Raw genomic sequence first — 13,581 nt, 5'->3', positions numbered from 1 at the left:
ATTCTTTGATCAAGGACACATTATTGAACAGGGCACACCTGAACAAATCTTTGATCGTCCACAACATAAACGTACACAAGACTTTTTATCAAAAGTGCTATAAGCAAAAAAAGACAGTTGGAAAAATCAGCTGTCTTTTTTTATTTGAATCAATGTATTGCGAGGAATTTTAAATAATGTTAATCTTTTATTTATCTGAATCAATCGCGCTAAAACTAAATAAAAGGAGGGAATCTTGGCTGTAATGAACTGTCGTGAATGATTCTGTAAATAAATTAGATTTTTATAGGAGAAGAAATAATGATTATTAATGAATAAAAAATTATCTATTAATGTAATACTAGCTATTTTAGCTACAGGTGTAATGACGTTTAGTGGGGTAGTTGTGGAAACCTCGATGAGTATCACGTTTCCAACTTTAATCTCAGAATTTAATGTTGGAATTAGTACAGTACAGTGGATGACTACTATTTACTTACTAGTATTATCCAGTATTATCCCACTATCCAAATTTTTGAAAAACAAATTTAAAACACGCAATTTATTTGTGACTGCGAACGTGCTGTTCATTATTGGATTAGTACTTGATATTATTGCCCCAAACTTTTGGTTATTATTGATGGGACGATTTGTTCAAGGAATTGGAACAGGGGTCGCATTGCCCTTGATGTTTAACATTATTTTAGAAAATGTACCAAAAGAAAGACTAGGATTCATGATGGGAATCGGCTCATTAATTACCGCTTCAGCATCAGCTGTTGGTCCGACTTTTGGTGGTGTTGTTTTAAGTACGTTAGGTTGGCGTTATATTTTCGTCTTGCTAATTCCAGTTTTAGTGATTTCCCTTGTATTAGGGTTATCCACAATTGGCAAGTTGAACAATGTATCTGAACCTTCTGAAAGTTTTGATTTGCTAAGTTTTGTATTGATTGTACTGACCTTTGCGGGCTTAATTCTAGGAATTAGTGGCATTAGTCACAACAGTCTAGCAAGTTTGACCGTTATTTTACCTGTGGCAGTAGGTGTTGTCTCATTATTCTTTTTTGTTAGTCGACAAAACAGCCAAGTTTCGCCACTCTTAAACGTTAAAAGTTTAAAAAATACATCGTTTGCTAAGTATGTATTTAGCTTTTTTGTCACTCAATTCGTGACATTAGGGCTAGCTTTCATCGTTCCTAACTATGTTCAATTGGTTAATCATAGTAGTTCAACAGTAGCTGGATTGATTTTGCTACCGGGTGCTGTTTTAGGGGCAGTTATATCACCTATTTCAGGTATTTTACTTGATCGATTAGGTGCCAAAAAACCAATTATTACGGGTGTGATTTTGATAATCATACCGTTACTAGTTTTGAGTATTTTTACCTACAATTTAAGTGATAGGTTTATCACAATTTTATACACCATTATCATGCTAGGAGTAGGACTTTCATACGGCAACATTATGACTCAAGGATTAAGCTACTTACCTGGAGAAATGAAAGCCGATGGTAATGCTATTTTAACAACTGTGCAACAATTTTCTGGTGCTATTGCTACAGTTATTGTTTCAACTATTATTGATTCAACGATTCAAGCCAGTTCTAATAGTGAAACAGTTGCCACAACTCAAGGGTCAATGTATGCGCTAATGTTTTTATTAGTACTAACTCTAATCCAAGTTGTGATGATTTGGACAACTAATGCAAAAGTAAACGAACAATTAAATTAAAAACTGCCAGTAACTTTTGAAATCTAAGCGCTTTCAGTGTAAAATAAAGATGTAATAACACAAATGCGAAGGAGAAATCAATCATGGCAAAATTAGTATTTATCCGTCACGGACAAAGTGAATGGAACCTAAAAAACCTATTTACTGGTTGGGAAGATGTTAACCTATCAGAACAAGGTGTTGAAGAAGCTAAAGCAGCAGGACGTAAACTTAAAGAAGCAGGTATCGAATTCGATCAAGCTTATACATCAGTTTTAACTCGTGCTATCAAAACTTTACACTTTGCATTAGAAGAATCAGATCAACTTTGGGTACCAGAAGTTAAATCATGGCGCCTAAACGAACGTCACTATGGTGCGTTACAAGGTATGGACAAAAAAGAAACAGCTGACAAATACGGTGAAGACCAAGTTCACATCTGGCGTCGTTCATACGATACACTACCTCCACTATTGAGTGCAGATGATGAAGGTTCAGCAGCAAACGACCGTCGTTACGCTGACCTTGACCCACGTACTATCCCTGGTGGAGAAAACTTGAAAGTTACTTTAGAACGTGCAATTCCTTTCTGGGAAGACCACATTGCTAAAGACCTACGTGCAGGTAAAAACGTTATCGTTGCAGCTCACGGTAACTCACTACGTGCTTTAACAAAATACATTGAAAACATTTCAGATGAAGATATCATGGATGTTGAAATGGCTACAGGTCAACCAGTTGTTTATGACTTGGACCGTGATCTACAAATTACAAATAAAGTTAAACTTTAATTTTAATTATTTGTTAAAATCAATCAGTTTAGCTGACAAAAAACTCTTGATATCGTAAAATTATCAAGAGTTTTTTATTTGAAAGGAAAAAATAATAATGAAAAAAATCATTGGAATTATTATGTTGGTTGTTATTGTATTAGTTGGGGGATTTTCATTTAAGTATTACAGTGATACGTATAAGAGCCAAGATGCTTATGCTATCGTTAAACAAGCGCCAACAGTTGAAGCAGAAAAAGATAGTAACGGTCAATTAGTAGCCGATAGTAATAATAAACAAATTTATAGCTATAATTACAAAGAAACTTTTGTATTTGAAAATGGGACAAAACAAGATACTGAATTTTCAGTTAGAAGCATTAATAAAGATAATGTTCCATATGCTGTTGGTCAGTATGTGAAAGGTGAGCTATCAAAAACACGTGTGAATAACACAACGCTAGTCGAAAAATCACAAGTGCCACAGTCAGTTGTAAACCAATTAAAATAGTGTAATAAAAAAACCTTGAATTTATTTTCAAGGTTTTTTATTTTGCAATTAGTTTTGAGGACCATTAGCAATATTCCAACTGATAGTTGCATTGTAAGCTGTAGCATTAGCATTACCAGCTGGGATAAAGATTGTTGTTGCATCTGGATCGATTAAATCAAGCCAAGTACCTGCACCAGTACCAGAAGTAGCGCTCATAATACTTTGAGCTTGGTTAGTGTCAGAAAATTCGAAAGGTGTTTTGATAGTTGGCGCTGTATTTTTGTTTCCATATGCAGCAGTGGCTGTTGAAGCTTTAGAGCCAATAGTTAACTTAGCACCTTTTAAAGCTTGACTACTACCATCTGTGGCAACAAAATCAGTGATTTTAGCTGTCAGATTCCACCCAGTTTGTTTACCTCTATTATCAGTTACTTGAATAAAAGGTGTCTGCTCTACTTTGCCAGCTTTATCGGATAATTTATATGTTTCATCTTTATTTGAAATTGTTTTAGTACCAAAATCGAAGTTTGAAACATAGTCAATACTTAATGGCCCTGGAGCACCTGTACCTGGGTTTTTAGGATCATCAGGGTTTGCGGGTGTGTTCGGATCAACAGGTTTTGATGGATCTTTAGGGTTAACGATACTTGGTGTCTCTGTATTTTCATTGAATCCTACCGTAGCAGTTGAGTTAGCTCCAGTTTTTGCTGTAGGTGTTGCGGGTTCTTCTGCAGCATGTACGGTTGTTGTTAAAGCTAATCCAAGTAATGCGCTGGTGCTTAATAAAGTTAGAAGTTTAGTTGATTTTTTCATTATTTTTATCCTCTTTTTTTCTATTTTTAATAATTAAGAAAATAATTACGATAATCAATACGATAATCAGTAATAACAATAATAGTGACAAGTATAGCCAATAGTTAACTTTAGGCTTGATGATAGACTCATGATCAACGCTTTTGGAGTTGTCGTTTGTAACTTCAAATTCTTGATTCCAAGTCCACGATTGATTACCAGAAGTAGCAGTTCCAATTGCGTGATATTTTCCGGCGGGTAATGCGCCATTTGTAAGAGGAATTGCTAAATTGAAATCGCTATTTGGTGCAACTTGACCGTTGGTTGTTTTATAACTTTCAACAATTTTGCCAGAAGAATCTTGAATTGTGTTTTCAGTACTCATCTGTTTAATGATTGCTCTTGCAGAATTACTCAAGTTGACTTTTACGTAGGGATAAGCATTTGAAGTTGTCATTTCAGCTTTGTTTGCTATTAGTTTTGGGACAGCCGTTATTTCTTTAGATGTACGCAATTGAACGGCATTTGAATAAGTAAAGCGGTTGGTGATAGCAAAGCTACCATTATCTGATTGTTTATTTTGAGTATCTGAATCGTCTAAATAAACTGTGATACCTCCTAAAATAACGCCATCAAATTGTTGAGAGGGATATTTTAGGTTAAAAGTAACAGTTTGTGACGTATTAGCAGGTACTGTTATTTTTTGTTTACGATTGGCTATTAAATCACTAAACATAGGGCTCAAGAGGTTATTACGTTCGTGTTCATCATAAGTAACAGCAATACCATCTGATGTTGTTGCATTATTAGCTTCAACAACGAATGTACGAGCAGAATTATCAGAGTTTTGAACAACAAAAGATAAGTCTTGAGAAGTGTTAGGTGTAATCAGCAAATCATCATAGTCGTTAGCATTCAGCTGATTATCAGGGTGAATGGCTTGCAGTTGGAAAGGGATTTGGGATGTAGCAAAAACGGTCTGATTATTATGAGTAATACTAAGAAAGCTCATCAGAAATACCGCCACAAATAGTAAATAATAAAATTTAGCTTGAATAGTTTTCATAAAAAATACTTCTTTCTAAAAATTGAGTTAGGGACCAATGACGACAGACCACGTTGCTTGGCTAGAGTATTGTTCAGCATTCACCTGATTCAAATCAACATTTAAATTGAGTCCTTTTGAAGGTGTAAATGTAACTGAATATAGCTTATCTTCGATAGTTTGTTCATTATAAACTGTTATTGCATTAATAAGGTGTCCCCAAAAAAATATTGACTTGGTAATATTTCTTGGTTAGCTGTTTTTAGGGGGGATTTTGAAATTGAGTTGCCAAGGTGTGCGTCGAGTTTTTATTCCTTGTTTTTTTCAATTATTAGCTATAAAAGATTGAGTACAGAACAAACAAATAAAGCTTAATAAAATCGTAACAATTAGTAAGTTTAAGCAATGATGTCTTTTCAAATTAACTGCCTCCCTTTTCAAAGACAATTTTAAATCTAAAAGAAATTTTAAACAAAAAAAAGAACTTATTTTGAGCATGTTTTAGTCAGATATATCAATATTATGAAGTATCTGCATATTTAGTTTACTGTACCTCTCAATATTTAGCTTCAAAAAAATTATTTGCTTAATAGTTAATTAATTAATTAAAGTTAAATGAATAAAAAGAGCGGAAACTTATTAAAGTTTCCGCTCTTTTTATTCATTTATTTTTTCAGAACCTCATTTGGATAGCTATTTTCAGTTAAAGCTAAATGGAAATTTTCATAACTTGTTGTAATCATACCTTCAAGAGCAGGTTTTGTTAAAGACCCCATGTGAGGTGTGATAATAGCTTTAGGGTATAAATTAGTTAATTCTGTAATGGTTTCGTTAGGTAACTTCTCAGAAGGATCAAAGTTGTGACCAAATACTTGGCTTTCATCAACTAACACATCTGCAGCAAATCCGCCTAAACGATTTTCTTTCAAAGCATCAATCACAGCGCTGTGATCAACTAGTTCACCACGAGCAGTATTGATTAAGACACCATTTGGTTTCATTTGATTGATAATATCACGACTAATCATTTGCTCATTTTTACCTCGTACATAAGGCGCGTGAATAGAGATGATATCACACTCTTGTGCGAGTTCTTCAAGACTGACAAACTTTTCAACGGTATCAAGTGAGAATTCTTTGACGCTTAGGTCATAAGCTAAAACACGTGCACCCAGTGCTTTCCACATTTTAGCTTCAGCATATCCGATGTTACCCATGCCGATAATCCCAACCGTACTTTCGTGGATTTCAGGACTAAAAAATTCAGGTGTTACTTTGAATTGCTTTTGAGAAGTGCGAGTTGTTGCTAAAGCAGTATGGCGGAAAAGCATCATCGCTTGTGTAAAAGCAAGTTCAGCAACAGAGCGAGGTGAGTATCCTGGAACACGCGTTACTTTCATACCAAATTCTGCAGCAGCATCTAAGTCAATGTGATCAAATCCAACTGTTCTCGTGAATACTAATTTGATGCCATATTCTGCCATTTTACTTAGGTTTTGGCGGTCAGCAATACAGTTTCCTCGAAGCAACACAGCATCGCAATCTTCGATTAAATCAATATTATCGTGAGTTAAAAACTCCGGTAATAATTTTAAATCGTAATGATATTTATTTAAATTTTCAAAGTAAGGGGCTTCATAAGAATGAACGCCATAACAACCGATTCTAAAAGTCATCTCAAAAATCCTGCTTTCTAGTTAAAAATAGGGGTTTGGGCAATTAAATTCAAAATCACAATCCAAATTGGAATTGCAATTACGGCACTAAAGGTCGAAATAAGTGAGGCATTTGACGTTAGCAAAGCATCACGGTCAAAACCAATGGCATAAGCTGCAGCAACTGTAGCAGTTGGTGTTGCCATCATTACAATCACAGTAGCAAGTGCCACGTTATCCACAGGTAAGATGTGGGTAAGTGTTAGCAATGCTAGTAAAGCTAAGTTCAATAGGGGAACTAAAACAACTTTGTTGAATGAGTAGTACCAAGATAGCTTATCACTGGCAGCTTCTTTAAATGGAATTGAACCAAGTGTGATACCAATTGCTAACCATGCTAGTGGTGAAGCTAAGTTAGCTAGGTAAGTTAGTGGTTTGTAAATCCAAGGTGCAGTTAGATCAATTCGATAAAACGCAACATCAACGGTTTGTTTAGTTGAACTCTGTAAAACAGAGATGTGAGGAACTAAATCTTGAGCTAACCATAAGAAAAGTCCCAGGAATGTTGCAATTACAACCGGATTTAAAAACATTTGTTTAATATTTTTCATTTCTAGTTTTAAGCCAGATAATTTAATGTAGGCATAAGAGTATAGAAAGATACGATAACCAATGTTGAAAATCGAACTATACATGACACCTTTAGCACCCCAAACGGCTCCAACAATTGGGATACCGAAGAAAGTAGTTGAACCAAAAGTGGTTAAAACAGCTAAAACTTCTTCTTTGTCTTTAGGAAGTTTCTTATAAAGAAAAGGTGAAGCAAGGATTAATAATATGTAAATTAAAATTCCCCATATAAGTACATTCATACCTTGACTTAATGTTTTACCATCAATATTTTGCATAAATGAGTTGAACGCAAGCGCAGGTAAAGCAACAGTCAAAACGACTTTTGATAATGTTTTACCGACTTGGTCTGTTAGAATATTCTTTCGGCGCAAGAAGAATCCTAGCATAATGATAAATAGGGTTGATGAAACGGCACTGATAACGTTCATGTTAGTTAGTGTTTCAGATAAAGATTTCCACATTGTGAAAATAGCCTCCAATAATTTTTTTGTTAATGACAAGCGGTATTATAGCAACTAAAATCTGTAATTGTCGTTAATTATCTGTTAAAACAACTAAAAAAATGCGTTTTAAGGTTGTTTTTTAACTTAAATCACATTTTTGGTCTGCATTTCAAGGGTCCAATTATAAAAGTGGTTCCTACCACTTAGAAATTAAATTCTTAAAAATTTTATGTTATAATTATAAAAATAGTTTTTAACTTATGCTTATTGTCATAGCGTTGATAATAAGCGGTTAAAACGAAATTTAATTGAGAAGGTTGTCGAAATGAATAAAAAGCCCATACTTATTGGTGTTACCGGTGGATCAGGTAGCGGTAAAACAAGCGTTAGTCGTGCGATTTATGATAGTTTTTCAGATCATGCGATTACAATGTTAGAACAAGATTCTTATTATAAAGATCAAGGTCATTTGCCTTTTGACGAACGTATGGACATTAACTATGACCATCCATTAGCTTTTGATACGGATTTGTTAATTGATCATTTGAAGCGTTTAATGAATTATGAATCAGTTGAAAAACCTGTTTATGATTACGTATCTCATACACGAAGTAGCGAAACTATTCTTCAAGAACCTAAAGAAGTTATCATATTAGAGGGTATTTTAATTTTAGATGATCCAAGACTGCGCGATTTAATGGATATCAAAATTTATGTGGATACTGATGATGATATTCGTATTATTCGCCGTATTAAACGTGATATGCAAGAGCGTGGTCGAACACTTGATTCTGTAATTGATCAGTATTTATCAGCCGTGAAGCCAATGTATCATCAATTCATTGAGCCAACGAAGCGCTACTCAGATTTAATTGTGCCAGAAGGTGGCGAAAACTTTGTGGCTATTGATTTGATTAAAACAAAAGTTCGCAGTATTTTATCTCGTGAAGGAAAACTATAGGATAACTTATGAAAATTTTGGTTACAGCTTTTGAATCATTTGGTGAAAATACAATTAATGCATCAGCTGAAGCTTTAAAAAATTTACCTTCTCAAATTGGAAATAACAAAATCGAAAAGGTGACACTGCCAACCGTATTTAAAAAAGCTACTGATGTATTGGTAACTTTTTTAAATCGATATCAACCAGATGTTGTTGTTTCGATTGGAGAAGCTGGTGGACGTTCTGAAATAACTGTTGAACGTGTTGCAATTAATATTGATGATGCGCGTTTGCCAGATAACGATAATCAAGTACCGATTCAAAAATTAATTCGAGAAGATGGTGATGATGGTTATTTTTCAACCCTACCACTTAAGGATATTGTCGAAGCAGTACGGATGACTAAAATCCCCGCAAGTATTTCAAACACAGCAGGGACTTATGTTTGTAATCATGTTATGTATGAAGCCCTGTACTGGTCAAAACGCCAATCTAAAAATGTCCAGTCAGGTTTTATTCACGTTCCTTATTTACCTTTAGAAGTCGTTCAAAGTGGCCGAAATTTACCATCATTATCTCTTGATTTAATAACCTGTGCAATTGAAACGGCTATTAAAACAATAATAAAGAATTAAAATAATTACTTACAGTTTACTTATTTTGTTACTATGTTATATTATTTTCAAAAAGATTTGAGGTTTTTGCCCATATGAATGACCATAATAATGAACTCCTAACACGTTCACAATCGAATCATTTACGTAAAACAAATCAAAAAAAGCGTCGACGTAAGCGAATTCGCCGCTTTATTTTGTTGGTATTTACGTTAGCGATTGTGCTGTCTGGATTATACGTGTGGTACTTAGTTGCACAGTCTAAATCAGCCATTGATCAGTCTTATCAACCAACTAGTAAAGATATTCAAAATCCTAAAACAACAGATGATTTTAATGGTGAAAAATCATTTTCAATGTTGCTACTAGGGACAGATACAGGTGCTGAAGGTCGAGAAGAGTTGAATGGAAACAGTGATACGATTATGGTTGCAACTGTTAATCCTAAAACACAAAAGACGACTTTAACTAGTATTCCACGAGATACAATGGCAGAAATGGTTTCAAGCAAGAACTTTAATATTCAAAAAATTAATGCTGCTTACAATATTGGTGGTGCAGATATGGCTCTGTCAAGTGCTTCAGAGTTATTAAATATACCAATTAATTATTATATGACCATTAATATGGGCGGACTTGAACAAGTGATTGATGCCGTTGGTGGTGTTGATGTTGATGTGCCATTTGATTTTAGTTATGGTTGGACCAATTTCAAAAAAGGCAAAATGCACTTAACTGGACATGGTGCACTCGACTATACTAGAATGAGATATGATGATCCAGAGGGTGACTATGGTAGGCAAAAACGCCAAAGACAGGTTATTGAAGCTATCTTGAAAAACGCAATATCATTTAATTCACTGCAAAACTTTCAGTCAATATTAAATTCTGTTTCCAAAAATATCCGAACTAATGTCACATTTGATGATATGATTTCGATTTTTATGCATTATCGTTCTTCTGCTAATCAAATTGAGTCTGATTATCTACACGGTATGAGCGCTTATATAGGAGGAGCCTCTTATCAAGTGATGTCAACGGATGAATTGCAGCGAGTTTCTGATAAGTTAAGATCTGAAGTAAGCTTACCTACTGAAAAAATCAAAAATAATGAAACACGTCAAAATCAGTTAAATACATCATTTTCATTTGAAGATTATACAACTGATCAGACTTATTACCTTTATTCTAAAAATAATGATAATCTACTTTGGGATGGCGCAAATTAGCAGGGTTTCCTGCTTTTTTGATTTAAAGAATGAAAATTAATTAAGGGGATTTAAATGTTTAGTCACATGGATTTAAAGTTAACAATTTTATTTATTGGATTTGTATTTGGGAATTTTGTTACAGCGTTTTTTGTTTCAAAATTATATACCGATAAAAAGCCAACTGAATTTGGTTCTAAAAATGCAGGAACAGCTAACGTGGGCGCTGTACTAGGGAAGAAAGCCGGTTTTTTAGTCTCCTTGGGAGATGTATTGAAAACAGTTATAGCTATTGTACTGACATGGTATCTTTTTCCTGAAATTCCTCAACCTTTGATAACATTGTATGCTGGTATTGGACTAGTAGTTGCACACAATTTTCCGTTTTGGCAAAATTTCAAGGGTGGAAAAGGGGTTGCTGTAACCGGTATTGTGGCAATCTTATATAATTGGCAGGTTGCTATCCCAGTGTTATTGGTTGCATTGATAATTATGATTATAACCAAGAACTTAACAATTCCACCATTGTTTGCAATTACAGCAATTACAATTATTGCATTTATTATTAATCACGACTTTGAGGCCTTTATCTTGATGGCAATTCTATCTGCTTTGATGTATAACCGTTTTTGGTTAGATATCCAAGATATTATTCATGGGCGTGCAAAAGAGGTTGACGTTTTGAAGTCAGTTAAACAAAAATATCAAAAAAAATAAGCGTATGAATTACGCTTATTTTTTTTCTTTAATAATATAAATAGGTCTGTTTTTAACTTCTAAAAAGATTTTACCCACATATTTACCTATGATTCCTAATGACAACGTCAAAATGCTTCCGATTAGTAAAAGTACTACAATCATGGAAGGCCATCCAGGTGTTGGATTGCCAAAAAATACTGCACGGAAAATAATAACAAGTAGTGCAATACTTGAGGCAATAAAGGACAAGCCGCCAATCCAACTTAATAGTGTTAGTGGAAACTCAGAAAATGAAATAATACCATCCATTGAGTATTTTAAAAGTTGACTAAAAGACCAACTAGTTGTTCCAGCCATGCGGTCTCTATTTTTGTAAGGTAAATACTTCGTTTTGAACCCGACCCAACTAAACATTCCTTTTGAAAAACGATTGTATTCACTTAATTCAAGTAGTGCATCGACCATTTGTCTAGTCATAATTCTAAAGTCACGTGCGCCATCAACAATTTCAGTTTCTGAAATCTTATTGATGATTTTATAGAACAATCGTGCAAAGAAACTACGTAACTTAGGCTCACCATCACGTGATGTTCGGCGAGCACCTACCATATCATAGCCTTCTTCTTTAATTGCTTGCATCATTGTGGGAATCATTTCTGGAGGGTCTTGAAAGTCAACATCCATCAACCCAACATAATCACCAGTAGCGCTTTGCAGTCCGGCGTAGATCGCGGCTTCTTTACCAAAGTTACGAGAAAAGTTAACAAAATGAACATGTTTAGGATCTTTTTGATAAACTTTATCTATTTCTTGTTGAGTCTGATCACTAGAACCATCATTAATATAAAGTAATTCATAGTCATAAGGTAAAGTTTCAAGTAACTGACTCAATGCATCGTAAATCAGAGGGACATTTTCTTGCTCGTTGTAACAGGGCAAGATAAGTGATAATTTCTCGTTCATTATAATATCTCCTTTTTGCAATTTTAATAATATCATAAATTAGAATAAATTCTTACCGAAATTTTTAATGTTGACAAAATTTAAAACCTTGTCTATTCTATATATAAGTTATTCATAGCAATAAGTAGCAACTTAGTTCAGCGTTACAGAGAACCGGTGGTTGGTGGAAACCGGACAGGCTAAGACTTGGCAAAATACCCGTTAATGATTAATAACTTCGGATGATGTCCGTTATCAATCAACAAAGGGAGCATTTTGTGTGCTCTGAATTTTGGGTGGTACCACGATTAAATTGTTAATTATCGTCCCTAGCTTTTTAGCTAGGGGCTTTTTTTATTGAAAAAATTAGGAGGAAGTTCAACTTATGACAAACTTTAATATTATTGAGGACTTAGAATGGCGTGGCGCTGTTAATCAACAAACTGATGAAGAAGGTCTTGCTAAATTAACAGAAGAAAAGAAGATTAAAGTTTACTGTGGGGTTGATCCAACAGGAGATTCACTTCACATTGGTCACTTGATTCCATTTATGATTTTGAAACGTTTTCAAGAAGCTGGCCACAAGCCTGTTATTCTAATTGGTGGGGGAACAGGTTCAATTGGTGACCCATCAGGTCGTAATTCAGAACGTCAATTACAAACACAAGAACAAGTTAAACACAATGAACAAGCTTTAACTCAACAAATGGTCGATTTATTTGGGACAGAAAATTTCCAAATTGTGAATAACTATGACTGGCTATCAGAAATTTCATTGCTTGGATTTTTAAGAGATTACGGTAAATTATTTAATGTTAAAACAATGTTGAATAAAGAAGTGGTGGCTAGTCGTTTAGAAGTGGGTATTTCATACACTGAATTTACCTACCAAATTTTACAATCAATTGACTTTTTAAAACTTTATCAAGATCATGACGTTCAACTTCAAATTGGTGGAGCTGATCAATGGGGAAACATAACTAGTGGGACAGATTTAATTCGTCGTGTTGAAAGTAGTGAAGCAAAAGCTTATGGCTTAACAATTCCTTTGATGTTAAAAGCTGATGGTACTAAATTTGGTAAAACAGCTGGTGGAGCGGTTTGGTTAGATCCTGAAAAGACAACACCTTATGAATTCTACCAATTTTGGTTAAACCAAGACGACCGTGATGTTGTGAAATACTTGAAATACTTTACCTTCTTAAGTCACGAGGAAATTGATGAATTAGCAGAAAAAATCAAAACAGCCCCTGAAAAACGTGAAGCTCAACGTCGCTTAGCTCAAGAAGTCACAGCGTTTGTTCATAGTGAAGAAGCTGTTAAAGAAGCAGAAAATATCTCACAAGCACTGTTTTCAGGTGATATCCAACAACTAACAGTTTCAGAAATTGAACAAGGATTCAAAAATATGCCAGAAGCCAAAGTTTCAAAAGAAAAGCGCAATATTCTAGACTTTTTGGTTAATGATACAAAAATTGAACCTTCACGTCGTCAAGCTCGTGAAGATGTTAAAAATGGTGCGATTTATATCAATGGCGAGCGTCAACAAGATCTAGACTTTGAAGTTGATCCAACATCGCATTTTGATGGCAAGTTTGTTATTGTACGTAAAGGTAAGAAAAAATATACATTAGTTCACGTTCAATAAGGAAGT

General features: G+C 34.3%; 13 protein-coding genes and 1 pseudogene. 9 read left to right on the top strand and 5 right to left on the bottom strand.

Features of this window, described 5'->3' with window-relative positions:
- The 4 genes and pseudogenes from glnQ to FC86_RS03490 all read left to right on the top strand — a co-directional run.
- Nucleotides 1-103 (top strand): annotated as a pseudogene (gene glnQ, locus FC86_RS06605) (glutamine ABC transporter ATP-binding protein GlnQ); the annotation flags it as partial.
- 207 nt (nucleotides 104-310) lie between these two features.
- Complete coding sequence (locus FC86_RS03500; protein WP_056974681.1) at nucleotides 311-1,711, top strand: MFS transporter; 1,401 nt, start codon at nucleotides 311-313, stop codon at nucleotides 1,709-1,711.
- An 83-nt stretch (nucleotides 1,712-1,794) separates the two neighbouring features.
- The gene (locus FC86_RS03495; protein WP_056974679.1) at nucleotides 1,795-2,481 is read left to right on the top strand and encodes a 2,3-diphosphoglycerate-dependent phosphoglycerate mutase; all 687 of its coding nucleotides are present in this window, start codon (nucleotides 1,795-1,797) and stop codon (nucleotides 2,479-2,481) included.
- Between the two features lie 97 nt (nucleotides 2,482-2,578).
- The gene (locus FC86_RS03490) at nucleotides 2,579-2,971 is read left to right on the top strand and encodes a DUF1093 domain-containing protein (RefSeq protein WP_056974678.1); all 393 of its coding nucleotides are present in this window, start codon (nucleotides 2,579-2,581) and stop codon (nucleotides 2,969-2,971) included.
- A 48-nt stretch (nucleotides 2,972-3,019) separates the two neighbouring features.
- Here FC86_RS03490 and FC86_RS03485 read toward each other — a convergent pair whose 3' ends face one another.
- The 4 genes from FC86_RS03485 to FC86_RS03470 form a co-directional block, all read right to left on the bottom strand.
- A complete protein-coding gene (locus FC86_RS03485) occupies nucleotides 3,020-3,766 on the bottom strand; it encodes a WxL domain-containing protein (protein ID WP_056974676.1) in 747 nt (248 codons plus the stop codon).
- Nucleotides 3,750-4,811 (bottom strand): WxLIP family cell surface protein, encoded by a 1,062-nt coding sequence (locus FC86_RS03480; RefSeq protein WP_056974674.1) that lies wholly within the window; start codon nucleotides 4,809-4,811, stop codon nucleotides 3,750-3,752. The genes FC86_RS03485 and FC86_RS03480 overlap by 17 nt, the downstream gene beginning before the upstream one ends.
- Before the next feature lie 644 nt (nucleotides 4,812-5,455).
- Nucleotides 5,456-6,466, bottom strand: coding sequence for an NAD(P)-dependent oxidoreductase (locus FC86_RS03475; RefSeq protein WP_056974672.1), 1,011 nt, complete (start codon nucleotides 6,464-6,466; stop codon nucleotides 5,456-5,458).
- A gap of 17 nt (nucleotides 6,467-6,483) precedes the next feature.
- Complete coding sequence (locus FC86_RS03470; RefSeq protein ID WP_056974671.1) at nucleotides 6,484-7,539, bottom strand: AEC family transporter; 1,056 nt, start codon at nucleotides 7,537-7,539, stop codon at nucleotides 6,484-6,486.
- Between the two features lie 307 nt (nucleotides 7,540-7,846).
- On the opposite strand from FC86_RS03470, the gene udk reads away from it, so the two are divergent.
- The 4 genes from udk to FC86_RS03450 all read left to right on the top strand — a co-directional run bounded on the left by udk (nucleotide 7,847) and on the right by FC86_RS03450 (nucleotide 11,003).
- Nucleotides 7,847-8,482 carry a uridine kinase gene (gene udk / locus FC86_RS03465; RefSeq protein WP_056974669.1) on the top strand — a complete coding sequence of 212 codons (636 nt, stop codon included), beginning with the start codon at nucleotides 7,847-7,849 and terminating at the stop codon, nucleotides 8,480-8,482.
- Nucleotides 8,483-8,490: 8 nt separating this feature from the next.
- Nucleotides 8,491-9,099 (top strand): pyroglutamyl-peptidase I, encoded by a 609-nt coding sequence (gene pcp, locus FC86_RS03460; protein ID WP_056974667.1) that lies wholly within the window; start codon nucleotides 8,491-8,493, stop codon nucleotides 9,097-9,099.
- Between the two features lie 74 nt (nucleotides 9,100-9,173).
- Nucleotides 9,174-10,307 carry an LCP family protein gene (locus tag FC86_RS03455; RefSeq protein WP_056974664.1) on the top strand — a complete coding sequence of 378 codons (1,134 nt, stop codon included), beginning with the start codon at nucleotides 9,174-9,176 and terminating at the stop codon, nucleotides 10,305-10,307.
- 54 nt (nucleotides 10,308-10,361) lie between these two features.
- Nucleotides 10,362-11,003 (top strand): glycerol-3-phosphate acyltransferase, encoded by a 642-nt coding sequence (locus FC86_RS03450; RefSeq protein WP_056974662.1) that lies wholly within the window; start codon nucleotides 10,362-10,364, stop codon nucleotides 11,001-11,003.
- 15 nt (nucleotides 11,004-11,018) lie between these two features.
- Here FC86_RS03450 and FC86_RS03445 read toward each other — a convergent pair whose 3' ends face one another.
- On the bottom strand, nucleotides 11,019-11,948 hold the full coding sequence (locus FC86_RS03445) for a glycosyltransferase family 2 protein (protein WP_056974660.1): 930 nt from the start codon (nucleotides 11,946-11,948) through the stop codon (nucleotides 11,019-11,021).
- Nucleotides 11,949-12,312: 364 nt separating this feature from the next.
- On the opposite strand from FC86_RS03445, the gene tyrS reads away from it, so the two are divergent.
- Entirely contained in the window at nucleotides 12,313-13,575 is a 1,263-nt protein-coding gene (gene tyrS / locus FC86_RS03440; protein WP_056974658.1) for a tyrosine--tRNA ligase, read from the top strand.
- The last annotated feature ends 6 nt before the right edge of the window (nucleotides 13,576-13,581 follow it).

It is taken from the genome of Holzapfeliella floricola DSM 23037 = JCM 16512 (assembly GCF_001436605.1).
GTDB classification, from domain to species: Bacteria; Bacillota; Bacilli; order Lactobacillales; family Lactobacillaceae; genus Holzapfeliella; species Holzapfeliella floricola.
This window is presented reverse-complemented; position numbering and strand designations above follow the sequence as displayed.